Raw genomic sequence first — 24,732 nt, forward strand, 5'->3', positions numbered from 1 at the left:
CTGAATTTAAAATGTAGAATACAAAATCATGTAAAAAATAATTGATGCGATAAATCCAATAGGAATGTAATATTTGAGCGCCTGAGTAAAGCTTATAGGGAGATTGCCTATAAACTTACCGGTCTGACCATTCATGGCAAACAGGAAGTTTTTGTCATTCCAGGTTGTGTTTAGAATGTAGACCGGATAGAGAGCATATTTGCTTGATGAGCTGCTGGTGCTGCAGTCCTCATGCTTAGTCCGCAGTGAACTGTAACCGTTTATAGTTGCCCTGAAATCTGCGGCAGCAGAAGCAGACATCCTCTGCAATGCTCTATCCTTGCATTCGTCAGATGTTACATTGTATTTATTGGCAAGAAATCCTGCAAGATAGCCCATGTTAAAAGGAACCATGGTCGTGTGATCAAATGGTTCAAGAGATTCCATAAGGTCATCCGGCATTTCTTTGGAGCCATCAACAGGTACTTTCTCGAACTGTTCGCTTCCTGCCCTTGAGATGTCATAGTATTTGGTCTCAGTGTACATATACTTAGAATCAGACCAGGTCCTTACCTTTGTTCCTTCAAAAGAGCCGGAGTATTCCTCTGTTGCATCAAAAAGCCAGAAGGGAACATAGACACCTTTTATCTCATCAATGTGATTTTTCTCTAAAAAGACCTTTGGAACAAGCCTTTTTTTCTTTACATACTCAGTGTAAGTTTTCACAGCATCGTCTTTTGTGAGTTTAAAAGGAATGATGTAGTCAGGCTTAAATTCTCCTGTGAATTTTTCCTTTACAACGACATTGTTGCTGCAAAACGGGCATTTCAGTGATCCAAGAGACTCTGTTGCAAGTATTTCTCCTCCGCAGGATCCGCAGGAGTAGATGAACATTTCATCCTGTGTATCAGATGGAGTTCCGCTACTTTCAGAATTGTGATTGGCAACATAGTCTTTTACATCAAATTCTGAATCGCAATAAGGACATTTTAATTTCTGAGTATGTGGATTAAATTCCATTGCCCCGCCACAGGCGGGGCATTCATATTCTTGTAAAGCCATATTTCCCTCTAATGGATCATAGAATTAGTTTGCTGGTCTTGGAGTTCCACAGTTGGAACAGAAGTTTCCTGTGTTAACAGCTCCGCAGGAACATGTCCAGTTAAGTGCTGGTCTTGGCTTTCCGCAGTTAGAGCAGAAGTTTCCACTTGAAGTAGCGCCACATGAGCATGTCCAAGCATCAGATGCAGGGGCAGCAGCCGGAGCTGGAGCGGCATTTTGAGCCTGAGCTCCCATGTTAAAGAGCTGACTTGCGTTCATTCCGCCAGCCTGTGCAGCCATGTTCATACCAGCAAATGCCATCATAGGACCTGTTGCTGTGTTCTTTGCAGCATCCTGCATAGCCTGAGCCTGAGCACTGGCAATAGTTGCAGCAGCCATATTAGGATTTCTTAATGCGCCTGCTCTCTGAAGCTCTTTGATTGTCTTTTCATCTTCTTCAGAAGCTACTACTGAGCTTACGCCAAAGCTTGAGATCTTTATTCCGTAAACCTTAGTCCACTTATCAGAAAGTACTTCGTTAAGTGCATCAGCAATCTCTGTTGTGTGAGCAGGAAGCTGACTATAACGGATTCCCATAGCGGAAATTTTTGCAAATGCAGGCTGAAGAGCAGTAAGAAGCTCACTCTTAAGCTGAGAATCTAGTTTGTCTTTTCTGTATTCACCTTCCACATTTCCACAAATGTTCTTATAGAAAAGGATAGGATCAACAATCTTGTAGCTGTATTCACCGTGACACTTAATGCTTGCGTCAAGGTCAAGTCCGATATTTGTATCTACAACACGGAAAGGAACAGGATTAACTGTGCCATACTTATTTCCGATGATCTCTTTTGTATTAAAGAAATATACTCTCTGGTCTTTAGGAGTACTTCCGCCAAAACCTACACGTTTAGCAAATTCTTTAAAGCTGTTTACAATGTTTTCGCCAAGGTCCCCATAGAAAACTGAAGGTTCAGCTGAAGTATCATAAACGAATTCGCCTGCTTCTGCGCAGATTTCTGTAATCTGTCCCTGATCAACCAAAACAGCACACTGTCCTTCATTTACAGCGATGATAGAGCCGTTGGAAATAACATTCTCAGAGCCCTTTTTATTTGAACCTTTTCCTTCTTTCTTTTCACCTTTTGTAAGGAGTACGTCGTTTGTAAGAGACGGACAATAAAAATACTCCCTCCACTGATCTGCTAAAACATTACCACCTGCAACGAGTGCAGCCTGAATAAGCCCCATAACTTTCTCCTTTCATACGAAAAACAATAGTTGTCTGATAATTTTATAGACATTTACTATTTTCGCACAAAACATAACAAAATACTATTTCTTTTTGCTCAAAATAACTGATGCTGATACAATTATGTGGATGAAAAATACACTTATTTCCGAGAAGAAACTAAATATCTATAAAGCCCATGGATGCAAGGGAAATTGCTATAAGTGCACAAGAAAATGTTCTGACGCCGAACAGATAGATGTTCAGAGCGAGGTGATAGATGGTGACATAGATAAAAAATATGACGCCTATGGTATCGCCATTGATCTTGGTACGACAACTATCGCTGCGGCGCTTGTGGGATTTGACTTTAAAAACCAGGCAGGTGAAGTGGCCCTCACAGCATCATGTGTGAACCACCAGCGAAAGTACGGAGCTGACGTGATCAGCAGAATAGATAGGGCATCCGATACTGAAGCAGCCGAGGACTTAAGAAGGCTTGTGACCCAGGATATATGCGGCCTGGTAAAAGAGCTTTCGGTGAAAGCAAAATCTGAAGCTACAACAATCTGTATTGCAGGAAATACTACAATGCTTCATCTTTTAAGAGGCTATAGCGTTTCAGGTCTTGGAAAATACCCCTATGAAGCAAAGTCACTTGACCTTGAAGCTTTTACGGGAGAAGAGCTGAGCCCTGATCTTTCCGGCTATAAGGTGACTCTTTTCCCAGGAATATCAGCCTTTGTAGGGGCAGATATTGTAGCGGGGATATATGCCCTTGATATGGTAGAACACCCTGATAAGAAGAGCCTTATGGTGGACCTTGGAACAAACGGCGAGATAGCATATTTTGACGGCGCCAGGATTTACGCCACATCAACTGCAGCGGGCCCGGTATTTGAGGGCGGAGGGATTTCCTGTGGTGTCCCTGCCATAAATGGTGCAATAAAACATATAAATATAGGAGATTTTTTTCCTGAATTGGATATAATAGGTAATGATAAACCTATAGGTCTTTGCGGGACAGGAGTTCTTGAAACAGTATCGGAGCTCTTAAGGACCGGGCTCATGGATGATACGGGGCTTTTGTGCGACCAATATTTTGAGAGCGGTTATCCTCTTACCAGGGAAAAAGATATTACCATAACTCAGGGCGATATCAGAAATGTTCAGCTGGCCAAGGCTGCCATTTATTCCGGTATAGTCAATATCTTAGACGGAAGAGATGCTGACAGTGTCTATATTTCAGGAGGCTTTGGTTCCCACATTGATATAGACAGGATAAAGAACCTCAAAATGTTCCCTGAAGAATTGGTGCCAAAAGCTTTAGCAGCGGGAAACACTTCTCTTAAGGGATGCATCAAATATCTGGTGCAGGATCTTATGGGCGATGGTGAGAAAGCTCTTTTGGAAATAAAAAGAATAACTGAAATTTCTGAGGTGATTCAGCTGGCAGAGCTGGATCAGTTTGACAGTGATTATATAGAAGCAATGAATTTCTAAAAAAGGAGATAAACTTATGCTAGATGAAAGATGGGTATTTCATGATGATGCAAAGGCGCAGGACCTTGGAAATGGTGTGGTAAGGCGTGTACTTGCTTACAGCAAAGACCTTATGTGCGTTGAGAATACTTTTGAAGAAGGCGCGATCGGAGCTCTTCATCATCACCCACACACTCAGATCACTTATGTAGTAAGCGGCAAATTTGAGTTCAATATTGATGGAGAAAAGAAAATTGTTAAAGCTGGCGATACAATGCTTAAGACAAACAGCGTTGAGCACGGCTGCGTCTGCCTTGAAAAGGGAGTTCTTTTGGATATCTTTAACCCTATGAGAGAGGATTTTGTATGATCTGTGATACATGTGCCAATTATGTATACGATGAAGACTGGGAATGCTATACATGCATGGTAAATATGGATGAAGATGACTACTACCGCATGATGTCTGGGAATCGCTCAGAGTGCCCTTATTATCAGGACAACGATGAGTATAAAGTTGTAAGACATCAGATGTAAGCGGAGGAGGAGATTTATGAAAATAGTTTTAGAACACTTAACTAAGAGATTTCCCAACAGGAACAAAAAAATAAAGGATGATGTGATTGCCGTTAATGACTTCAATTTTACTATACCTGACGGCAAGCTGATCGGACTTTTAGGGCCATCAGGCTGTGGAAAAAGTACAGCTCTTAATCTTATTTGTGGACTTGAGAAACCTTCAGAAGGAAAAATTTTCTTTGGTGAGAGAGATGTTACAGAGCTTGCTCCTGAAAAGAGGGGCGTAGGTCTTGTATTCCAGAACTATGCTCTTTATCCACATCTTACTGTCTATGAGAACATAAAATTCCCCCTTGAAAATTTCAGAGGCGATAAAAAGCTGACCAAGGAAGAAATGGATGCCAAGGTAAAAGAGGCAGCAAAACTTGTTCAGATAGAAGAACTGATGGACAGACGTCCAAACGAGATGTCGGGTGGCCAGCAGCAGAGAGTTGCTATTGCGAGAGCCCTTGTAAAGATGCCGCAGGTTCTTTTGCTTGATGAGCCCCTTTCCAACCTTGATGCAAGACTTAGGCTTCAGACAAGAGAAGAGCTTAAGAGGATCCAGCTTGAGACCGGTATTACAACTGTATTTGTAACCCATGACCAGGAAGAGGCCATGAGTATTTCAGATATGATCGTTGTTATGAAGGCCGGCGTTCTTCAGCAGATGGGAAAACCTCAGGATATTTATGATGATCCTGATAACCTTTTTGTCGCAAGCTTTCTTGGAACACCTCAGATAAATGTTTTCAAAGGAAAGGTCAAAGAGGGCAAGGTTTATATTGGTGAGGCCCCTGTTCTTGATGCAAATGGCGTAAAAGATGGTGACGTCTATGTTGCCATAAGACCTGAAGGATTTATCCTTGATGAGAATGGACCTTTTGCCTGTGATTATGTGAACCGCGAGATAATGGGCAGAGATACAAGTCTTATCGTTTCACATCCTGATTTTACAGGTGAAAAGATAAGAGGAATAATCTCATCTGACGATGAAGTTAAGATTGATGACGGCAAAGTCAGATTTTCACTTAAACCAAACAAAGTATTTATTTTTGATGGAAGTTCAGAAGAGAGGATAAGGCTATGAAGAAAAACCTGACTGCATGGCTTTGTCTTTTGCCTGCAATTTTGTTTTTGGGTATATTTATGGTTTACCCTTTATTTGATGTATTGGTCTATTCATTTGAAGAAGGCTATAATTTTGCATCGCAGAGCTTCTGGGGAACAGGACTCTACAACTATTCATATGTACTCCACGACCCGTTTTTTATCCAGGCTCTGAAAAATACTTTTATCATAGTAATAATTACGGTTCCACTTTCTACCGGAATCGCTCTTTTAATTTCCCTTGAACTTAGTCAGATAAAGGTTTTGCGGGATTTCTTTCAGACAGTTTATTTCCTTCCTTACGTTACCAACACTCTGGCGGTAGGACTGGTATTTATGATCCTCTTTAAAAAGACTGCTTATTCCGACGGACTTATATCCATCCTGATACAGTTTTTTGGAGGCCCTTCTGTTGACTTTATTGACGGCCCTTACGCAGCAAAGATGTTTGTTATGTGCTTTTACACAATATGGATCGTAATGCCCTTTAAGATACTGATCCTTACAAGTGCTCTCGCATCAGTAAATGAGATGTACTACAAGGCAGCAGTTGTTGATGATACGCCAAAGTGGAGAATATTCTACAAGATTACACTTCCTATGATATCCCCAATGGTTTTCTATCTGGTAATAACAGGCTTTATCGGTGCTTTCAAGGCATACAGTGATGAGGTAGCTCTTTTTGGAACCGACCTTAATGCTGCAGGAATGAACACAATAGTTGGTTATGTATATGACATGCTCTATGGAAACAGCGGTGGCTATCCATCATATGCATCAGCTGCGGCGCTCATTCTTTTTGCCATAGTATTTACAATTACAACCATAAATCTCATGGTTAGTAGAAAGACGGTGTACTATCAATGAAAAATAAAACCAGAAATGTGATAATTTATGCCCTTCTTTCAATTTGGGCTATCATAGTGCTGTTTCCTTTTTACTGGATGATACTTACTTCCATAAAAAGCTACAGCTCATACAATTCTGAATATGTCCCAAAGTTCATAGCTCTGAGCCCAACTGTTGAGAACTATGTAACAGCCTTTACCGCAGTTCCGCTTGCAAAGTATTTCTTTAATACTATTGTCTTCACGGTTGTTACCACAGGCATGATGCTGGTTGTGGTGGTGCTTTCGGCATTTGCCTTTGCAAGGCTTGATTTTAAGGGAAAAGACCTTTTGTTTTCTCTTTTCCTCTCTCTCATGATGATTCCAAACGAACTTGTTATCATCACAAACTTTGTTACTATCACAAATTTAAATATGAGGAACACCTTCTCGGGACTTATACTCCCGTCAGTTACTTCAGTGTTCTACATATATCTTTTAAAAGAGAATTTTGAGCAGATACCTGAAAACCTCTATAAGGCAGCGAAGGTAGACGGAACTTCGGATTTCAGATATCTTTTCAGGGTCATGATCCCGATTTCCAAGCCTACGATAGTTACCATAACTATCCTTAAGGTCATTGAGTGCTGGAACTCTTACGTATGGCCAAGACTTATTACTGATGATCAGAATTACTTCCTGGTTTCCAATGGAATTCAGGAGATCAGGGAAAACGGATTTGGGCGAGAAAACGTGCCGGCAATGATGGCCGCAGTAGTTGTAATATCTGTGCCACTCGTTGTCCTGTTCCTCGTTTTCAGAGATAAGATCATGGAAGGAGTTGCCCGCGGGGGAACAAAAGGCTGAGCTAAACAAGAAATATCAGAAGCTTTATAGGTATTGATGGGCAGATGAAGTTACATAATCGCTTCGGGGACGTTCCCACTTCGTTGCAAACGTAGCGGTACTAATATCCCAAAAGACGGGATATAAGTACCGGCGTTTGCAAAGACCCCAAAGACTGATTATGAAACAATCATCTGCTTACCGATAGTCTATGATGCTTCTGATATTTCAGAACGGAGACGTTACTATGACTATAAATGTGAAAACTATAACTCTATCAATATTTGCAGCAATTGTGCTAACGGGATGTCATGGTTCTAAAGGTGGAAGTGAGTTTAATATACCGGAATCATTTGATGAATCGAAAAATATAGAGATAACATTTTGGGCAAAAAATGATACAAATAAGGTCCAGACAGAGATATACAATAAAGCGATAGATGACTTTGAGAATATATATCCGAACATAACTGTGAATATGAGACTGTATACGGATTATGGCAAGATCTATAATGACGTAATCACGAATATATCAACCAATACAACACCGAATGTTTGTATCACATATCCTGATCATATTGCAACATATATGACCGGAAGTAATACGGTGGTACCGCTTGATGGCTTATTTGCAGATGAGAAATATGGACTTGGCGGAAGTGAAGTTAAGTTTGATTCTGTGAGAGCTGATGAGATCGTGCCTGAGTTTTTGGATGAATGCATGATCGGAGATCATCACTATGCAATTCCTTATATGAGATCTACTGAGGCCTGTTATGTGAACAAGACTTATGTAGAGGCTCTTGGATATGAGCTTCCTGAGACACTTACCTGGGATTTTGTGTGGGAAGTCTCAGAAAAGGCCATGGAAAAAAATGCCGATGGGACCTTTAAGATAAACGGGCAGCAGGTAATGATCCCATTTATCTATAAGTCAACAGACAACATGATGATCCAGAGTCTTAAGCAGCTTGGAGCAGATTATTCAGATGCTGATGGGAACATTTTACTTTTTAATGACAGCACAAGAGAAATTCTCAGAACTGTAGCAGAGCATACAAAGAACGGCGCTTTTTCCACATTTAAGATCTCGGGATATCCTGCGAACTTCTTAAATGCAGGACAGTGCATATTTGCTATTGACTCAACAGCAGGTGCAACCTGGATGGGAAGCGATGCTCCACTTGTTGATATTGCAGAAGACAAGCTTGTGGATTTTGAGACAAAAGTCATGACTATTCCTCAGTATGATCCGTCAAACCCCAGAATGATCTCACAGGGACCGTCAGTGTGTGTCTTTAATAAGACGGACTCACAGGAAGTCCTTGCTTCGTGGCTTTTTGCGCAATATCTTTTGACTAATGACGTGCAGATTGCTTACTCAGAGACAGAAGGCTATGTTCCTGTCACATTAAAGGCCCAGAATGCACCTGAATATCAGGATTATATTGCCAAGGCCGGGACTGATGACAATGAGCATTATCAGGTAAAAATAGATGCTGCGAAGCTCCTTATGAACAACACCGAGAACACTTTTGTCACACCGGTGTTTAATGGCTCCACATCTGTAAGAGACGCGGCAGGACAGCTTATAGAAAATGTTACCAAAGCGGTTCGAAGAAAGAAAACAGTTGATGATAAATTCATTGATGACCTCTATGAGGAAGTGAAATCTCTTTATCATCTGGATCAGGGAAGTACCGGCTCTGCAAATAGCGGTCAGAAAAAAAATCTCGGGCCACTTCCAACTGAATCGGTGGCATTCTTAAGCCTGCTTGTAATTGCCTGGGTTCTTATAGGAACTTTTGCCTTAAAAGATAAATTAAAGAATAAAACCAAATAAGTGTTTGTATTTTATTTATTATTTAGTATAATTTCCTTGTTTGGTATTGTTAGACATCGATAGTAGATGTCTCATAACTTTTTTATATGGAGGGATATTATGAAAAAGACATTGGCAGTAGTTTTAACAATGGGTCTTGCTCTTTCATTCGTAGGATGTGGAAGCAAGGCAGCTACAGAGACTGCAGAGACAGCAACAGAGGCTGTATCAGAGGCAGTTGAGACAGCAACAGAAGCTGCATCAGAGGCAGCTGCAGAGGCAGTATCAGAGGCAGCAGAGGCTGTAGCAGATGATGCTAAGTCAGAAGGCGTTATGACATACGCTGAGTTCGCAGCAGCAGAGCTTGAGACAGAGGTTGTAGTTGAGACTTATGTACAGGCTAAGCAGTCATGGTGGGAAGACAAGGCAACATTCTACACACAGGATCAGGACGGCGCTTACTTTATCTACGAGATGGCTTGCTCAGAGGATGATTACAACAAGCTTACACCTGGAACAAAGATCAAGGTTACCGGTGTTAAGTCTGAGTGGTCTGGTGAAGTAGAGATCGTTGATGCAACATACGAGATCGAGGAAGGCAACTTTGTGGCAGAAGCTAAGGACGCTACAGATCTTCTTGGCAAGGATGAGCTCATTGACCTTCAGAACCAGCTTGTATCTTTCAAGGATATGACAGTTGAGTCTGTTACATTCAAGAACGAGCAGCCTGGAGATGACATCTATGTTACTCTTTCAAAGGATGGAGCAAGCTATGATTTCTGCCTTGAGTACTACTTAAATGGTAGCGACGAAGAGTTCTACAACCTTGTAAGTGGTCTTGAAGCAGGCACAGTAGTTGATGTTGAAGGATTCCTTTACTGGTACGAAGGTGCTAACCCACACATCACAAAGGTTACAGTTAAATAATTTTGCTTTAGTAAGTAATGCCCCACAGCGTATGCTGTGGGGTTTTTTCATTTTATGATATACTTATTCTGACTGGAGATATTACTGAAAGGGACATGTGATGATAAAAGAGATACATATAGATACATTGGAAGAGCTGTTGCCTCTTTTGACAGAGCAAGAGTACAGGCCTGACCTTGACAGGAACAGAAGTCCATACGTATATCGTGGAATGTCGGATTCATCCTTCAAGATGTACACGAGCCTTAGCAGAAACTGTAAGGGCCTTCAAAAGCAGCTTGAGCCGGCGATACTAGAAAACTTTGCCAAATATGCCATAAATGATGAGCCTTCAATAGGCCATTCCGTCTGGAGGCAGATGATCCTCGGGCAGCACTACGGGCTTCCTACAAGGCTTCTTGACTGGACGCAGTCAGCACTTGTTGGACTTAACTTTGCAACTACAGAGGAAAACCTTGAGGAAATGGACAAGCATGACTGCATGGTCTGGAGGATCAATATGTCAGAGCTTGTTGATCACCTTCCTGAACCTTACAAGTACGCGGTGAACAGAAAGCATTCAACCATTTTTACCGTGGACATGCTAAAAGAACTGACGGGAAACAGCCTAAAGCAGTACGATACTGATATGGGAGACTCTTCCATGGTAATAATCGAGCCCCCATCACTTAATCAGAGGATCATAAACCAGCATTCATTCTTCGCTGTAGTACCAACAGGAATCACAGATATTGAGAAATTCCTTTCGGACAACACAGAAGATACTGTCAAATATATTATTGATAAGAAACTCAGATGGCGCGTCAGAGATATGCTCGATCAGCTCAATATGAGTGAGCGTATTGTTTACCCGGGCCTTGAAGGCCTTTCAAAGTGGATTGCCCGCCATTATTATGTAAAATAAATTAAAGAGAGAATTGCCATGAGTGGATACAACATTAAAAAAGACCAGGTAGAAACAGTACTGGATAAAAAGTTTTTGAGATTATACGACCTTCATTATGAAGAGGGAAGACATTATTTCGATGCTTCCAGGAGACCTCTTGAAGAGCTTGCAGCTTCCATGACAGAGGAAGAATTTAAAAAAATGATCCCTGATGCGGTAAGCTGCTTTGTAATAATAGAAAAAGAGGGGAAGGAGCCTGAGCTTCTTTTATCCTATGAATACAGGTATCCGACCGGAAGATTTCTTTTAGGAGTGCCGGCAGGACTGGTTGATCCTGAAGATAAGGCAAAAGAGAATCCGCTTCTTGAAACAGCTAAAAGAGAGATATTTGAAGAGACAGGAATAACAGTCAGGGGTGACATAGACAAAATGTCAGTTGTGAACCCGCTTGTTTTCAGTACTCCCGGAATGACAGATGAAAGTAACGGTCTTGTTTCTGTAGTTTTGCGCGACCCTGACTTATCTAAAATGACTCAGGACGGAGCATTGGGACAGGAATGTTTTGACGGATTTGTTTTTGTCACAAAAGAAAAAGCGCGTAAACTCTTAAAAGACGGAGTTGATGATAACGGACATTTTTATTCAGTTTATACATGGGCAGCAATGATGTACTTTTTGTCTGACATGTGGAAATGATGTCTAATTGTTTATGAAAAGAGGGGAATTATGAAAAAGAAATTTTTGGCATTACTTACAAGTTTAGCTTTAGTATCATCTTTGGTTATTGGCTGCGGAAAGCAGGAGAACACAGACGGTGCAACTGATGCTGCATCACAAGAGGAGAGTGTCCAGGAAACTGCAGAAAGTGAAAAGGCTTCTATTGAGCTTGCCGGAACCCTGGATTTTGGATGGGCTGTAGATCATATTTCAGATGAGGATTTTGGTGAAATGGCTCAGATCCTTGACGATGAGGCAATAGAAGATCTGCCTGGTGACAGCAGATTCCAGAGAGTTTACGGTGATCTTAGCATGGAAGTCAGCGTGTGGGATCTTCTTAGCGTCGGAGAGGGCAACAAGGACTATAACGACTATGGAACAGTGATCGTTACAGGCTCAGGGAAGACCAAAACAGTCTTCCCTGAAGTAAGACATGGGAGATGCCCGGCGGTAAATGCTGATTTTGATGAAAATACAATGTGGCTTGTGGGCGAGGCTATTTCAGAAAATGGCGTGTATGCAGAGATTCCGTATCTCTTTACAATTGATTCAGCAGGTGCTGAGTTAATTTATGCTGTTGATCCTGTTCTTGTTCAGAATAAGCTTCTTGAAATGCTTTCTGTAGAGTCAGATGACAGCACTATCTCTTTTAACTATGACGGAGATAAGCTCTACAGTATTGAGAATCCGGGAAATGTTACAAACATCTGTCTTGGTGATCACATCAGCTACTATTTAAACTCAGGTAATGACCTGATGGTGAAGGTTACTCCTGGTATTAAAGTCTCAGGAAACGATGATATCAGCTACGACAACATGCCTACATTTATTGCAACCGTGGTGCCGTCTATGGGTAGCGAGGGTGTATACGATGACTTTGAATTAAAGGCGCTTTCAGCTCTTTCTTATAACAAAGTTGACCTTGATAATCCAACAGCTCTCGATGATGCTATTTCATCAGCAATATTTAAGTCCAATGCTGGTGTTTATTACGAAGGCGAGCTTGCTGCAGAAGGCCATATCCTTATGAGCAGTGAAGAAGAGGGGCCTCAGGTTAAAGCCTACGTTCTTTCAATGTATGGTGAATATGAGTTCCAAAACGGAAACTTTGTTAAATGCGCAGGAAGCGGAGCTATTCCGACAGTTATCACGTTTGTCTTGAATGACTCCAAGGAATACACTATCGTGAGTTATGAAGAGGCTGAAGACGGAAGCGACTTTGTTCCTTCTATCAAGAAGATGTTCCCTGAGGATCTGTGGGCAAGATGCATATCAATTGAAGAAGATGATATGAGCGAGCTTGAAAAGATGGAGCGAGGTTACGCTGAAGAGTATGTAGAGAGCATCGGAAGAGAAAACGCAGAGATCGGCGATTATGCAGACTTTGAGTACACTTATGATGATGCCTACAATATATCTGAAAAGGCTGCAAATGCCATGCTTGAAGCTCAGAGCACAGATCCTTTGGTCGGAAAATGCCCTATGTGGTATGGAGATCGCGAGGTCGTGGAAGAAGGAATCAGATACTTATACAAAAAAGAGTATGATGAGGCAGCAAAGAAAGTTATTTTCAGCAAAGTAGAGCAGGAGTCAGGAAAAGTGGTTGAATCCGCTGAGTACGATGCATGATAAAACGTAAACGAACATAATTGGGGGATGCAATGTACAGAGTCGCAATATGTGATGATGAAAAAAGCTCTGCTGCTGAGGCGGCCGGACTTTTGGAAAAATACAAAAGATCAAAGCCAGGGCTGGAATTTAAGCTTGATATTTTTAACTCATCCATAGAGCTTTTGGGGGCAATGGAAAAAGAGAGCTATGACATTTATCTTTTGGATATATATATTGATAAGATGAATGGCATAGAAATTGCTGATACCATAAGGAAACGTGACTATAGCGGTCATATCATATTTATGACTACTTCCAATGCCTTCTACAAAGAGGCGTTCAGGATCCGCGCTGTGCATTATCTGGAAAAACCTATCCTTGAGGAGGAGTTTTTTTCAGCAATGGACAGGGTTTGTGTGGAAGAGGAAGCGAAGTTCCTTACAGTGAGGGATAGCGGCGAAGTGAGCAGGATTCCTGTGGACGAGATACTTTATATTCAGTCTGAGGACCACTACAAGAGAATCCTGACGGAGAAAAAGAGCTATCTGGTAAGGAGTACCATGCAGATGCTCATGGACGATCTGGGTGATGTGCCGTATTTTTATCTTCTGGGTAAAAATGTCATCATCAATTTAAAGAAGGTGCTCAGAATTACCAAGATAGTGATCGTTATGGAAGACGGAACGGAGTTTTCAGTTCCAAGAGGAACCTACAGAGTGATAAGCGAACTTGTTTTGAAGTATAGTTTCTAAAATATTCGTTGACACTGCCTGAAAAAGAAAATAAGATAATAACCATAGTGGCAAGGGCGCCAAAACAATGATCTGAGTAATCGTTTGTTTTGTGCGCCATTTTTGTTAGGAGGGAAAAATGAGCAAGTATACCAGAGAGGATATCATACGTATTGTTGACGAAGAGGATGTAGCTTTTATCAGGCTCCAGTTCTGCGATCTTTTCGGAGTTCCCAAGAATATAGCGATTCCTTCAAGCGGACTTGAAAAGGCTCTTGATAACAAGTATGCCTTTGACGGAATTTCTGTTGAGGGATTTGTCAGAAATGAAGAGAGTGATATGTATCTTTATCCTGATCTTGATAGCTTTGATATATATCCTTGGAGACCACAGGCAGGAAAGGTGGCCCGTATGTTCTGCAACGTCTACGCTGCAGATAACAAGCCTTTTTCAGGTGATCCAAGACACGTTTTAAAACAGGTAGTTGAAAAGGCTAATGGAATGGGACTTAACATAAAGGTAAATCCGCTTCCGGAGTTCTTTTTATTTGATTACGACGACAACGGCCAGCCTACTACAGGCACCAAGGAAAGGGCCGGATATTTTGATGTTGCGCCTCTCGACCAGGGCGAGAATGTCAGAAGAGAGATCATCCTTAATCTCGAAGAGATGGGCTTTAATATTTCGTCCTCACATCACGAAATTGCGCCTGCTCAGCATGAGATCCAGTTTGGCGGAGAAGAAGCTGTAAGAGCAGCTGATATGGTCATGACTTTCAGAATGGCAGTTAAGACTATTGCCAAAAAGCACGGCCTCTATGCCACATTTATGCCAAAGCCTGTGGAAGGCATAAGTGGCTCCGGAATGCATATGAGCTTTATTGCAGAGGATAAAGATGGAAAGAATATCTTTGCAGGTGAAAGCGGAGCCCTATCCGAGACTGCAAAACAGTTTGTTGCAGGTATTCTCTATCATGTAAAGGGAATGACTCTCATAACTAACCCTATTGTAAATTCCTATAAGAGATTAGTGCCCGGGTATGATGCGCCTGTTGATATATCCTGGTCTTCAAATTCGGCAAACAGAAGCGCACTTATACGCATATCGAGTGATCTTGACCTAAATCCTCAGGTTGAAGTAAGAAATCCCGACGCAACCTGTAACCCATATCTTGCCATAGCTCTTTTGCTGGCAGCAGGTCTTGATGGTATTGAAAAGAAAATGACACCACCTGAAGCTGTTTCCACAAGAAATGGCGGAGCAGAAAAAGAACTCGATGTCCTCCCCCTGACACTTGGAGAAGCAATTTATGCTTATCAGTCAGACTCTTTTGTAAAAGGAGTTCTTGGAGATGAAATCTACAACAAGGTGCTTACAGCCAAGAAGGCAGAGTGGAAGGAATTCAGAACCTGTGTAACAAAATGGGAAATTGATAAGTATCTCAATAATTTCTGATCGAGGCAGTTTGGGTGAATATTATCGTAGCTTTTGCAAAGCCTGAGGATGCTCAGAACATAAAAGGCATATTGCTGCGTGGCGGATATGACAATGTCATTGCCTGCACCACTGGTGTAAAGGCGCTTTCAGCCATGGAGGATCTGGGAAGCGGAGTCATAGTATGTGGCTACCGCTTAAGTGACATGCTCTATTCCGATCTTGCAGAGGACCTTCCCGGGTATTTTCAGATGCTCATGGTTGCCTCCGCCGATAAAGCGCCCTTTGACAATTTTGGAGAAAAAATCATGTTTTTGCCATCACCTTTCTCCAAGGCAGATCTCTATTCTACGATAAATATGATGATTGAGGGAGTAACTCTTTCCCGTAAAAGAGCAAAGCAAAAAAGACTGAATAAAAGTGAAGCTGATAAAAAGACTATCTCCAAGGCAAAAGAGCTACTGATGGAAAGACATCATATGACTGAGCCTGAGGCACATAAGTATTTGCAGAAATGTGCGATGAATTCGGGAACAACAATGCTTGAAACTGCTGAGATGGTGATCTCTCTAAATAGTATCTAAGAATTACAGTCACCAAAAGAACTGAATATATAAGCGGAGTTGAGGGGATTTGAACCCCTGCGCCGGACGAGCCGACCTACCGGATTTCGAATCCGGACCCTTCAACCACTTGGGTACAACTCCGTATATGACCGCTGCATAATATCTGCAGCGGTTTTTATTATACTTTTTTAGCAAACTAGCGTCAATGGATTGGTTTATATTTTGTTTCGATTTTTATTAGCGTTTTGTTATAGAAGTGTGCGCAAAAACATTATAAAATGTATGTGTAAAAGTGTGTTTTTATAAAGAGGGTTTATGCTAAACAAGAAAAAGATAATAAGAATAATCCCATTTTTCTTTTGGCCGGTAATAATACTAGTGGCTTTCTTTTGGGTATATTCAAATTATGAAAACCTATATCTGAAGAATATTGAATATAGAGGTGCTAAAACCACCTATGATATAGCGGACTCTTTTTTGACATATTTGGGTAATATCGATAATGCCCTTAAGTCCTGCGCATCTTCAGCGGAATACATGATGGCTAAAGGAGCCTCAGAGGAAGAAATCAGGGATTACCTTGTATATGAATCTGAAAACCTTGGAATAATCACAAAAACCGGATCAAGAGGCGTTTTTGGGGTATTTAAAGGTAAATATTTGGATGGCGTTAATTGGAACCCAGATAGTTCTTACGATGCAACCGGGCGTTTATGGTATACCGAGGCAGTCAAAAATGCAGGAAGATATGTGTTTGTTGGCCCATATTATAGCCTTAGGACCCAGGATTATGCGATTACAGTAAGCAAGCTCCTAAAGGATGGGGAGAGTGTTATCGCTTTTACTATTGACTATGTAACATTTAAGGATATGACAACAAAACTTCTGGGAAATGATGAGACGCGTACGGTCCTAATAATGGACGATTCGGGTGCCGTTATCTGTAATTCCAGAGATGATGAAATGGGAGTTGATTACGCGGCGTCAGAAGACCAGTTTCAACGGGAAATTTACAACGCGTGGAGAAATAATCGCGGAAAGAGCACATATCAGCTTAGGAGTGATGGGTGGAACGATGACGACTTTATCATATCTCAGAGGCATTTGCTGTATAACCTCAACGTTCTGACTATTACAGATGCCAATGCTGAAATGGATGAACTGAAAAAGACAGCATCACTGCTGGGAGCAGTACTGTTTTTGGCACTTGTTATCTCTTTTGCCCTCAATCAAAGGAATTACCATAAGGACCATGAATCCTTTATCAATGCCAGAGACCTTAACGCTGTGGCGAACATTTACGGGACAATTGTAAGAATTGATCTGGATAAGGACGAACTTGAAATAATCTTTTGCGGGGACTATAGCATTGCAAGTACTCTTGAGGAAGGACGCCATCACGCACGTGAAACTGTTGCGGAAGTTACGGGTAAATTTGTAGCAGACAGATCATATGAGATGATGAAGGAGTTTATGGATTTTTCGTCATTGAATAGTAGACTGACGGGCAAACAGACCCTTACATTAGAATTTCTAAACTATGATCATGTCTGGTATCGTGGCAGATTAATTGTGGCGGAAAGGAATCAGGATGAGAAAGTCACCAGCGTAATATTTGCGACTGAGATAATCGATGAAGACAAGCGCGTAAGAGATAAGTACCAGTATCTTGCTGAAACCGATCAGCTCACCGGGATTAATAACCGTGGAAGCGGAGAGAGAAAGATTCGCGACCTTTTACAGAAAAATGTCGGCGGAATGTTCTTCTTGTTCGACGTAGATAAATTCAAGCTTGTAAATGATAATTTTGGCCACGATGTTGGAGATGAAGTACTTGTTGGGATAGCTGAGATGATGAAGCGTCTGTTCAGGGGAAAAGACATCGTGATGAGACTTGGCGGTGATGAGTACGCAGCCTATATGCCTGGCGTTTTCAGCAAAGAAGACGGTGAACTTATCATGAAACGTCTTATAGACAGCGTACATGACATGGATATTAAGAGACTTGAAGGAAGACAGATAGATATCAGTGTTGGTGCTGCCATCTATTACCCGACTGACTCGTATTCTTTTGGTGAGTTATACAAAAGAGCTGATAATTGCGCTTATGAGAGTAAAAAGATTCCGGGTTCTGCGGTGACATTTTATGAGCGTGATGATGAAGAAAGTACTAGAAAATAGCATGGGAGCTGGCGCGCGTATTACTTGGCATTAACTACATTTTTTTGTATAATTGTCATTGATATGTGCGACTACAAATAGCAATTTAGCATATTTATTCAAAGGAGGCCTATTCACATGATGAGAATCGGTATGTTGACAAGCGGTGGCGACTGTCAGGCTTTGAATGCAGCAATGCGCGGCGTTGTAAAGTGTATTGCGCACAGTGGTGAGGAAGTTGAGTTTTACGGTTTTAAGAATGGCTATAAAGGTCTTATTTATGGCGATTTTAGAATGCTTACTTCCCATGATTTTTCGGGTATTCTGACTAAGGGTGGCACTATTTTAGGTAGTTCCAGAACACCTTTTAAGACAATCAGGGAGCCTGATGAGAACGGTCTTGACAAAGTTGAGGCCATGAAACAGAACTACTACAAGCTGCAGCTTGACTGCCTTGTGGTGCTGGGCGGCAATGGCTCTCAGAAAACAGCAAATCTCTTGAGTGAAGAGGGACTGAATGTGGTATCTCTCCCTAAGACTATCGACAATGATCTTTGGGGAACTGATATGACATTTGGCTTCCAGAGTGCTGTTGATGTTGCAACACAGGTTATTGATAACATACATACCACAGCAGATTCTCACGGCCGTGTATTTATCATAGAAGTTATGGGACACAAGGTTGGATGGCTTACTCTCAATGCAGGACTTGCAGGAGGAGCTGATGTTATTCTGATACCTGAGATCCCTTACGATATTGACAAGATCTGCGAAGCCATAGAAGCAAGAGATAAAAGAGGCAGCAGATTTACTATTATAGCGGTTGCTGAAGGAGCAATCTCCAAGAAGGATGCCAAGCTTTCCAAAAAAGAGTACAAGGAAAAAATGGCAAACTACAAGTACCCTTCAGTTTCCTACGAAATTGCAGAAGCTATCCAGAAAAAGAGCGGACATGAAGTAAGAGTAACTGTTCCTGGCCACATGCAGAGGGGCGGCGCTCCTGATCCATATGACCGCGTGTTTGCTTCAAGACTTGGAGCAGAGGCTGGTCAGCTTATTCTCGATAAAGAATATGGCTATATGGTAGCTTACAAGAACAGAGAAATTGTAAAGGTTCCTCTTTCTGAAATAGCAGGAAAGCTTAAATATGTATCACCGGATGCCAGCATCATAAAAGAAGCCAAGATGCTTGGTGTCTGCTTTGGGGATTAAATAGTTATAAAAGTTTTGTTATAGGTGGAAGTTATTTTAAATGGGTTATGTAGCTCTTTACAGAAAATTCAGACCTCCTGTCTTTGAGGATGTAAAAGGACAGGATCATATAGTTACAACACTAAAGAATCAGATCAAATCTGACAGAGTTGGACATGCTTACCTGTTCTGCGGAACTCGCGGAACAGGTAAGACTTCTGTTGCGAAGATTCTTGCCAAGGCAGTCAACTGTGAACATCCGGTTGACGGAAGTCCCTGTGGTGAATGCGAGATGTGCAGGGAGATTGCAGCAGGAAACAGCATGAATGTTATAGAGATAGACGCTGCTTCCAACAATGGTGTTGATAACGTCAGAGAGATCATCGACGAGGTTTCCTACTCACCAACAAAGGGTAAAAGAAAAGTCTATATCATCGACGAGGTGCACATGCTTTCAGCAGGCGCTTTTAATGCCCTGCTCAAAACACTTGAGGAACCGCCGTCATATGTTATGTTCATTCTGGCTACAACAGAAGTTCAAAAGATTCCTATCACTATTTTGTCCAGATGTCAGAGATATGACTTCCACAGGATCACCATTGATACCATAGAGGGAAGACTCCGTGAAGTTGTGGATTCTGAAGGCATTACAGTGGAGGAACGAGCTCTTAGATACATCGCCAAAACTGCTGACGGATCCATGAGAGACTCCCTTAGTCTCCTTGATCAGTGCCTTGCCTTTAACTATGGGCAGGAGCTTACCTACGACAAAGTGCTCGGCGTCCTTGGCGCTGTTGATACAGAAGTTTTCAGCAGACTTTTTAATGCCCTCTACAGACAGGATGCCAATGAGGCACTTACCATTTTGGCGGATATTGTAATACAGGGCAGGGAATTAAATCAGTTTGTAAATGATTTTGTCTGGTATCTTAGGAACCTCATGCTTGTTCAGGCATCAGATCAGATGGAGGATGTTATCGACATCTCTTCCGATAATCTGAAAGCGCTAAAAGAGCAGGCTGAAGGAGCGGATACAGATACGATCCTCAGATATATCAGGATTTTTTCCGAGCTGTCATCACAGCTTAGATATGCAACACAAAAACGTATATTAATAGAAATAACATTGATAAAAATGTGCAAACCTCAGATGGACAAAGCTGAAGATGCTCTTGAGGACAGATTAAGAGTTTTAGAGCAGCACGATGAGGAGAACACCAAGCTTTTAAGAGGAATTCAGTCAGGTCAGGTAGCTGTTGTGGCCGGCGCGTCAGCAGCTCCGGCTGGAAAACCTGTTTCCCAGGGACAAAAGAAAACCCTGGACAGGGCAGTTCCTGAAGATATAAAAAGACTTGTAAATGACTGGCCAAGGATACTTGCCAGAATGGAAAACCCTATGAAGACTTACCTGCAGAAAGCAAGGTTAAGTCTTGGCAACAACGATATTCTGCAGATTGTCTTCGACAATAAGCAGTTATCAGATAAATATTCAAATGGTACATCATCTGAGGAATTGCAGGATGTGCTTGATCAGGCTCTTGGGAAACACGTTGAATTTGAGACCAGATTCATAGAGCCACAGGCTGTATTTGAAGAAAACTATGTAAATCTACAGGCTATAAACTTTGATATAGTTACTGAGGATGAAGAAAAGGAGAATTAACAAATGGCAAAACGCGGAGGATTTCCGGGCGGAGGAATGCCCGGTAACATGAGCAATCTTATGAAACAGGCGCAGAGAATGCAGCGCCAGATGGAGGAAAGCCAGAAAGAGCTTGAGACAAAAGAGTTCACAGCAAAAGCCGGTGGCGGTGCAGTTGAGGCAACTGTATTTGGCAACAAAACAGTAAAGAGCATCGTTATCTCACCTGATGCAGTTGATCCTGATGATGTAGAGATGCTTCAGGATATGATCGTAGCAGCTGTCAACGAAGCTATGAAGCAGGCTGAAGAAGCAAGTGGAGCTATGCTTGGCAAGATGACAGGTGGCCTTGGCGGAGGATTTCCTTTCTAATGGATCTATACAGCGGACATATTAACCGACTGATCGACGAACTGGCTTCATTGCCCGGAATAGGAGGCAAGTCTGCACAAAGGCTTGCTTTCTATATTATCAATCTTCCAAAAGACAGGGTTAAGAAGCTGGCAGACTCAATAACAAATGCACGTGAGAATGTGCATTATTGTAAAGTTTGCTGTACCCTGACAGATGATGACATCTGCCCGATATGCAACAATCCAAACAGAGACCACAAGACCATCATGGTTGTGGAAAATGCGAGAGATCTGGCAGCATATGAGAAGACTGGAAAGTTTGAAGGGGTATATCATGTTTTACATGGAGCAATTTCACCGATGCTGGGAATTGGCCCTGGTGACATACGTCTCACGGAGCTAATGCAGAGACTTCAGACAGAAGATGTAGAGGAAGTTATCGTTGCTACCAATTCCAGCCTTGAAGGCGAAACAACTGCTATGTATATAAGCAAACTCGTTAAACCTACGGGGATAAAGGTTACGAGGATTGCCAGTGGTGTTCCGGTTGGCGGTGATCTTGAATATATTGATGAAGTTACACTTTTAAGAGCGCTTGAGGGAAGAACAGAACTATAATCGCACTTAAAATGGAGGAGAATCATGGGAGTAAGAAAAGAACTTGTTGGAAATGCACCTAGCGGAGAGCAGGTACACGCATATCATATCAGCAACGACAATATGGAAGTTGTTGTGCTTGATTATGGCTGCATAATCAGAAACATCATAGTTCCTGATAAGAATGGCAATAAAGTAGATGTTGCCTTAGGATATGCAGATCTTGAGGGCTATTTTGTAAATGACTGTTTCCTTGGAGCTACAGTCGGACCAACAGCTAACAGAATAGCAAATGCAAAATATAGTATAGAAGGAAGAGAGTTCAGTCTTCCTGTTAATGACGGACCAAACAATCTTCATACAGATATGGAGAAGGGATTCCATAAGCGCATATGGAAGGGCGAAGAAAGTGATAATTCAGTTAAATTTACTTTAGAGTCTTCAGATGGCGATATGGGATTTTCCGGAAACAGAGTATTTACACTTAATGTTTCTTTATCAAAAGACAATGAGCTGTCTCTTCATTACCATGCTACTAGTGATGCAAAGACACTTATAAATATGACAAACCATTCATACTTTAATCTTGGTGGACACAACTCAGGAAGTATTCTTGAACATACACTTAAACTTAATGCTGTCGAGTACACACCTGTAATCGATTCAGCAGCAATTCCTACAGGCGAGATTGCTTCAGTAAAGGGAACACCATTTGATTTTACAGAAGGCAAAACAATCGGCAGAGATGTAAATGCTGATAATGCACAGCTTAAATTTGTAGGTGGATATGACCACAACTTTGTAGTGGACGGAGCAGATGGCACTCTCAAAGAGTTTGCAGTAGCTTCTTCTCCGGATACAGGAATTACTATGAAGTGCTTTACAACACTTCCGGGATTCCAGCTTTATGTTGGTAATTTCCTTAAGGCCAATAATGCAAAAGATGGTGCAACATATGTACCTAGAAACGGTTTTTGCCTGGAAACACAGTTCTATCCTGATTCTATAAACCAGCCATCATTCCCTCAGCCTGTATTTGGTCCTGAGAAGGAATATGATACAGAGACTGTGTATCAGTTTTGCTAAATAATCTATTAGTTAACGGAGAAATGCTTTGGCGGAAGTAAGAGATTTTAACGCTTATGCCGGAAAAATAAATAATACCGAAGATGATAAAACATCTTTTACAAGGGAGACTTCATATAAAGAAAAGATCAGAAGCCATAAACTGGCGGTCTTTTTCAGAACAGTAAGTGTTGCAGCAATTGTTATTTTGCTGGTGGCTGCAATATACATAAGCTGGAGAGATAAGGAGTATTCTGAAGCTACTGTTTCGCAGGGAGCCGGCATAACAAATGGCGCTGACGCCAAAGTTATAGGCCTTGGCGGAAACATAGTCCAGTACAGTAAAGATGGTATCAGCTGTATGGACGAAAGCGGCAAAGTCCTTTGGAATCAGACCTATGAGATGCAGAACCCAATAGCTCATACATGCCAGAATATCGTGGCGGTAGGAGACTATAACGGACATAATATCTATGTAAGTAGCTCTAGCGGTGCAATGGGCGAGATCGATACCAATCTCCCTATCAGGGATTTTTGTGTATCAGCCCAGGGTATCGTGGCAGTAGTGCTTGATGGAACAGATGTTACGTGGATATATCTGTATGATTCTAAAGGTAATGCCATAGCTAACTTTAAGACCACCATGAAAGACAGCGGATATCCTATAAGCGTTAGCATATCTCCAAACGGAGAACTTGTCTGCGTTTCTTATATATATCCTGAAGATGGCACAGTTAAAACAAGCGTGGCGTTTTTTAACTTTGGTTCGGTAGGCCAGAACTCAATTGATAACTATGCAAGCGGTTATGACTATCCAGGAGTTGTTGTTCCTTATGTGCAGTTCATGAATTCCTCATCTGCATTTGCTGTTTCGGATGACAGGATAATGTTCTATTCCGGAGAAGAAAAGCCTGTTAGTCTCAGTGAGAGCTTTACAGGAAACGAACAGATACGATCTGTGTATTTTAACGATTCATATGTTGGACTTGTTTTCTCCAACAGTACAGAAGAAGGAACCTATAGACTTCAGGTGTATAACACATCAGGAGAGCTGGCTCTTACATCATACTTTGACATTGACTATTCTGAGATCATATTTAGCAATAAGCAGATCATCATCTACAACGAGGATGAGTGCGTTATTAAGGATATGAACGGACATGACAAGTTTGCAGGTGCTTTTGAAGAACCTGTAAGAACACTGGTACCAACAAATCTGAGAAACAAGTTTATACTTGTGACGGCGGACAGTGTTGATACTTATACTTTAAAGTAAGGATTTAATATGAATTTTGATATTTCACAAGTGGTTTTGACAATAGTTGTTGTCTGCCTGTTTCTTTGGAGAATATCATATGGTAAAAATAATGGCCTGTTTGCGGAAGCTGCAGGCCTTATTGCTGTTTTGGCGGCATTTGCGTCTGTTTACTATGTGACTAATATCGCGGGAAGTGTACTTAATCAGAATTACGGAGTGATAATTCCAAAGATAGGTTATTTGCTGGTAGCGTTTTTGGTTTATAAGATCATGACTGCTATAGGAGATGCTTTTAAAAAGATGAGGAACGTGCCAATATTTGGAGCAATGGACAGATTCCTGGGCGCAGTTCTCGGTGCAGTTGAAGCTGCTGCAATCATATATTTAATAGAATATGTGACAGATCTTGAGATAATATCCAGTACAATAGTGGTTTTGATGCAGCTCTACAGCAGTATTTATGAGGCTTTTACTAAAAGTTTTATAAATAATTAAAAAAAGTGTTGCATTGTAAAATGAGTAGTGCTATACTTTGTCTTACCCGCTGCGGAGGGGACAACCTCAGTAAATAAGCGGATTTTCGACAACTGAACACTTCAGAAAGTCGAAAAAATAATTTAAAAAAGTTGTTGACAAACATCTGAAGCTGCGATATACTAAATGAGTTGCTGCTGAAGAGCACAACAACAAAGCACCT

Annotated in this window: 24 protein-coding genes and 1 tRNA gene; 22 read left to right on the top strand and 3 right to left on the bottom strand. The window is 41.5% G+C overall.

The genetic code is table 11. The features are described 5' to 3' along the window. Window positions 1–6: 6 nt before the first annotated feature. Window positions 7–1,041, bottom strand: a complete 1,035-nt coding sequence (locus E7303_RS15495) for a hypothetical protein (protein WP_292146326.1) — start codon at window positions 1,039–1,041, stop codon at window positions 7–9. A 24-nt stretch (window positions 1,042–1,065) separates the two neighbouring features. Beyond that, entirely contained in the window at window positions 1,066–2,271 is a 1,206-nt protein-coding gene (locus tag E7303_RS15500; protein ID WP_292146327.1) for an SPFH domain-containing protein, read from the bottom strand. A gap of 130 nt (window positions 2,272–2,401) precedes the next feature. On the opposite strand from E7303_RS15500, the gene E7303_RS15505 reads away from it, so the two are divergent. The 14 genes from E7303_RS15505 to E7303_RS15570 all read left to right on the top strand — a co-directional run bounded on the left by E7303_RS15505 (window position 2,402) and on the right by E7303_RS15570 (window position 15,787). Next, window positions 2,402–3,754, top strand: a complete 1,353-nt coding sequence (locus tag E7303_RS15505; RefSeq protein WP_292146328.1) for an ASKHA domain-containing protein — start codon at window positions 2,402–2,404, stop codon at window positions 3,752–3,754. 16 nt (window positions 3,755–3,770) lie between these two features. Continuing rightward, a complete protein-coding gene (locus E7303_RS15510) occupies window positions 3,771–4,103 on the top strand; it encodes a cupin domain-containing protein (protein WP_292146329.1) in 333 nt (110 codons plus the stop codon). Continuing rightward, window positions 4,100–4,270, top strand: a complete 171-nt coding sequence (locus tag E7303_RS15515; protein ID WP_022775759.1) for a DUF6472 family protein — start codon at window positions 4,100–4,102, stop codon at window positions 4,268–4,270. The genes E7303_RS15510 and E7303_RS15515 overlap by 4 nt, the downstream gene beginning before the upstream one ends. Before the next feature lie 16 nt (window positions 4,271–4,286). Next, window positions 4,287–5,381 (top strand): ABC transporter ATP-binding protein, encoded by a 1,095-nt coding sequence (locus tag E7303_RS15520; RefSeq protein ID WP_292146330.1) that lies wholly within the window; start codon window positions 4,287–4,289, stop codon window positions 5,379–5,381. Beyond that, window positions 5,378–6,268 carry a carbohydrate ABC transporter permease gene (locus E7303_RS15525; protein WP_292146331.1) on the top strand — a complete coding sequence of 297 codons (891 nt, stop codon included), beginning with the start codon at window positions 5,378–5,380 and terminating at the stop codon, window positions 6,266–6,268. The genes E7303_RS15520 and E7303_RS15525 overlap by 4 nt, the downstream gene beginning before the upstream one ends. Then, window positions 6,265–7,095, top strand: coding sequence for a carbohydrate ABC transporter permease (locus E7303_RS15530; RefSeq protein ID WP_022775764.1), 831 nt, complete (start codon window positions 6,265–6,267; stop codon window positions 7,093–7,095). The genes E7303_RS15525 and E7303_RS15530 overlap by 4 nt, the downstream gene beginning before the upstream one ends. Before the next feature lie 226 nt (window positions 7,096–7,321). Beyond that, window positions 7,322–8,917, top strand: a complete 1,596-nt coding sequence (locus E7303_RS15535) for an ABC transporter substrate-binding protein (protein ID WP_292146332.1) — start codon at window positions 7,322–7,324, stop codon at window positions 8,915–8,917. A gap of 99 nt (window positions 8,918–9,016) precedes the next feature. Continuing rightward, window positions 9,017–9,823, top strand: coding sequence for a hypothetical protein (locus tag E7303_RS15540; protein ID WP_292146333.1), 807 nt, complete (start codon window positions 9,017–9,019; stop codon window positions 9,821–9,823). Between the two features lie 100 nt (window positions 9,824–9,923). Continuing rightward, the gene (locus tag E7303_RS15545; RefSeq protein ID WP_022775768.1) at window positions 9,924–10,727 is read left to right on the top strand and encodes an FRG domain-containing protein; all 804 of its coding nucleotides are present in this window, start codon (window positions 9,924–9,926) and stop codon (window positions 10,725–10,727) included. 18 nt (window positions 10,728–10,745) lie between these two features. Next, complete coding sequence (locus tag E7303_RS15550) at window positions 10,746–11,405, top strand: NUDIX hydrolase (protein WP_292146336.1); 660 nt, start codon at window positions 10,746–10,748, stop codon at window positions 11,403–11,405. Between the two features lie 30 nt (window positions 11,406–11,435). After that, window positions 11,436–13,055, top strand: a complete 1,620-nt coding sequence (locus tag E7303_RS15555; protein WP_292146337.1) for a hypothetical protein — start codon at window positions 11,436–11,438, stop codon at window positions 13,053–13,055. A 32-nt stretch (window positions 13,056–13,087) separates the two neighbouring features. Continuing rightward, window positions 13,088–13,789: a LytR/AlgR family response regulator transcription factor gene (locus tag E7303_RS15560; RefSeq protein WP_292146338.1), complete on the top strand. Its 702-nt coding sequence runs from the start codon at window positions 13,088–13,090 to the stop codon at window positions 13,787–13,789. Window positions 13,790–13,907: 118 nt separating this feature from the next. Continuing rightward, on the top strand, window positions 13,908–15,224 hold the full coding sequence (gene glnA, locus E7303_RS15565) for a type I glutamate--ammonia ligase (RefSeq protein ID WP_292146340.1): 1,317 nt from the start codon (window positions 13,908–13,910) through the stop codon (window positions 15,222–15,224). A gap of 14 nt (window positions 15,225–15,238) precedes the next feature. Then, complete coding sequence (locus E7303_RS15570) at window positions 15,239–15,787, top strand: ANTAR domain-containing response regulator (protein ID WP_292146341.1); 549 nt, start codon at window positions 15,239–15,241, stop codon at window positions 15,785–15,787. A gap of 34 nt (window positions 15,788–15,821) precedes the next feature. On the opposite strand, the gene E7303_RS15575 is transcribed toward E7303_RS15570, so the two are convergent. Beyond that, window positions 15,822–15,910: transfer RNA gene (locus tag E7303_RS15575), tRNA-Ser, on the bottom strand. Window positions 15,911–16,084: 174 nt separating this feature from the next. On the opposite strand from E7303_RS15575, the gene E7303_RS15580 reads away from it, so the two are divergent. The 8 genes from E7303_RS15580 to E7303_RS15615 all read left to right on the top strand — a co-directional run bounded on the left by E7303_RS15580 (window position 16,085) and on the right by E7303_RS15615 (window position 24,530). Beyond that, window positions 16,085–17,950: a sensor domain-containing diguanylate cyclase gene (locus E7303_RS15580; protein WP_292146343.1), complete on the top strand. Its 1,866-nt coding sequence runs from the start codon at window positions 16,085–16,087 to the stop codon at window positions 17,948–17,950. A 117-nt stretch (window positions 17,951–18,067) separates the two neighbouring features. Continuing rightward, window positions 18,068–19,141 (top strand): 6-phosphofructokinase, encoded by a 1,074-nt coding sequence (locus tag E7303_RS15585; RefSeq protein WP_292146344.1) that lies wholly within the window; start codon window positions 18,068–18,070, stop codon window positions 19,139–19,141. A 40-nt stretch (window positions 19,142–19,181) separates the two neighbouring features. Beyond that, window positions 19,182–20,783 carry a DNA polymerase III subunit gamma/tau gene (gene dnaX / locus E7303_RS15590; protein WP_292146345.1) on the top strand — a complete coding sequence of 534 codons (1,602 nt, stop codon included), beginning with the start codon at window positions 19,182–19,184 and terminating at the stop codon, window positions 20,781–20,783. Between the two features lie 3 nt (window positions 20,784–20,786). After that, entirely contained in the window at window positions 20,787–21,134 is a 348-nt protein-coding gene (locus E7303_RS15595; RefSeq protein WP_022775780.1) for a YbaB/EbfC family nucleoid-associated protein, read from the top strand. Continuing rightward, window positions 21,134–21,733 (top strand): recombination mediator RecR, encoded by a 600-nt coding sequence (recR, locus tag E7303_RS15600; RefSeq protein ID WP_022775781.1) that lies wholly within the window; start codon window positions 21,134–21,136, stop codon window positions 21,731–21,733. Before E7303_RS15595 ends, recR begins: the two co-directional genes overlap by 1 nt. Window positions 21,734–21,757: 24 nt before the next feature. Continuing rightward, window positions 21,758–22,798, top strand: coding sequence for an aldose epimerase family protein (locus E7303_RS15605; protein WP_292146347.1), 1,041 nt, complete (start codon window positions 21,758–21,760; stop codon window positions 22,796–22,798). A gap of 28 nt (window positions 22,799–22,826) precedes the next feature. After that, window positions 22,827–24,053, top strand: coding sequence for a DUF5711 family protein (locus E7303_RS15610; RefSeq protein ID WP_292146349.1), 1,227 nt, complete (start codon window positions 22,827–22,829; stop codon window positions 24,051–24,053). Window positions 24,054–24,062: 9 nt separating this feature from the next. Beyond that, window positions 24,063–24,530, top strand: coding sequence for a CvpA family protein (locus tag E7303_RS15615; protein ID WP_292146350.1), 468 nt, complete (start codon window positions 24,063–24,065; stop codon window positions 24,528–24,530). Window positions 24,531–24,732 lie beyond the last annotated feature (202 nt).

This window comes from Butyrivibrio sp. (assembly GCF_015056685.1).
In the GTDB taxonomy this organism is placed as follows: Bacteria; Bacillota; Clostridia; order Lachnospirales; family Lachnospiraceae; genus Butyrivibrio.

Excerpts from the sequence above, each read along its gene's own strand:
- E7303_RS15615 (WP_292146350.1), top strand. The coding sequence starts at position 24,063 with ATGAATTTTGATATTTCACAAGTGGTTTTGACAATAGTTGTTGTCTGC.
- E7303_RS15580 (WP_292146343.1), top strand. The coding sequence starts at position 16,085 with ATGCTAAACAAGAAAAAGATAATAAGAATAATCCCATTTTTCTTTTGG.
- E7303_RS15560 (WP_292146338.1), top strand. The coding sequence starts at position 13,088 with ATGTACAGAGTCGCAATATGTGATGATGAAAAAAGCTCTGCTGCTGAG.
- dnaX (WP_292146345.1), top strand. The coding sequence starts at position 19,182 with ATGGGTTATGTAGCTCTTTACAGAAAATTCAGACCTCCTGTCTTTGAG.
- E7303_RS15525 (WP_292146331.1), top strand. The coding sequence starts at position 5,378 with ATGAAGAAAAACCTGACTGCATGGCTTTGTCTTTTGCCTGCAATTTTG.
- E7303_RS15550 (WP_292146336.1), top strand. The coding sequence starts at position 10,746 with ATGAGTGGATACAACATTAAAAAAGACCAGGTAGAAACAGTACTGGAT.
- E7303_RS15605 (WP_292146347.1), top strand. The coding sequence starts at position 21,758 with ATGGGAGTAAGAAAAGAACTTGTTGGAAATGCACCTAGCGGAGAGCAG.
- E7303_RS15535 (WP_292146332.1), top strand. The coding sequence starts at position 7,322 with ATGACTATAAATGTGAAAACTATAACTCTATCAATATTTGCAGCAATT.
- E7303_RS15540 (WP_292146333.1), top strand. The coding sequence starts at position 9,017 with ATGAAAAAGACATTGGCAGTAGTTTTAACAATGGGTCTTGCTCTTTCA.
- E7303_RS15555 (WP_292146337.1), top strand. The coding sequence starts at position 11,436 with ATGAAAAAGAAATTTTTGGCATTACTTACAAGTTTAGCTTTAGTATCA.
- E7303_RS15495 (WP_292146326.1), bottom strand. The coding sequence starts at position 1,041 with ATGGCTTTACAAGAATATGAATGCCCCGCCTGTGGCGGGGCAATGGAA.
- E7303_RS15545 (WP_022775768.1), top strand. The coding sequence starts at position 9,924 with ATGATAAAAGAGATACATATAGATACATTGGAAGAGCTGTTGCCTCTT.
- E7303_RS15520 (WP_292146330.1), top strand. The coding sequence starts at position 4,287 with ATGAAAATAGTTTTAGAACACTTAACTAAGAGATTTCCCAACAGGAAC.
- glnA (WP_292146340.1), top strand. The coding sequence starts at position 13,908 with ATGAGCAAGTATACCAGAGAGGATATCATACGTATTGTTGACGAAGAG.
- E7303_RS15500 (WP_292146327.1), bottom strand. The coding sequence starts at position 2,271 with ATGGGGCTTATTCAGGCTGCACTCGTTGCAGGTGGTAATGTTTTAGCA.
- E7303_RS15595 (WP_022775780.1), top strand. The coding sequence starts at position 20,787 with ATGGCAAAACGCGGAGGATTTCCGGGCGGAGGAATGCCCGGTAACATG.
- E7303_RS15515 (WP_022775759.1), top strand. The coding sequence starts at position 4,100 with ATGATCTGTGATACATGTGCCAATTATGTATACGATGAAGACTGGGAA.
- E7303_RS15505 (WP_292146328.1), top strand. The coding sequence starts at position 2,402 with ATGAAAAATACACTTATTTCCGAGAAGAAACTAAATATCTATAAAGCC.
- E7303_RS15510 (WP_292146329.1), top strand. The coding sequence starts at position 3,771 with ATGCTAGATGAAAGATGGGTATTTCATGATGATGCAAAGGCGCAGGAC.
- E7303_RS15585 (WP_292146344.1), top strand. The coding sequence starts at position 18,068 with ATGATGAGAATCGGTATGTTGACAAGCGGTGGCGACTGTCAGGCTTTG.
- recR (WP_022775781.1), top strand. The coding sequence starts at position 21,134 with ATGGATCTATACAGCGGACATATTAACCGACTGATCGACGAACTGGCT.
- E7303_RS15530 (WP_022775764.1), top strand. The coding sequence starts at position 6,265 with ATGAAAAATAAAACCAGAAATGTGATAATTTATGCCCTTCTTTCAATT.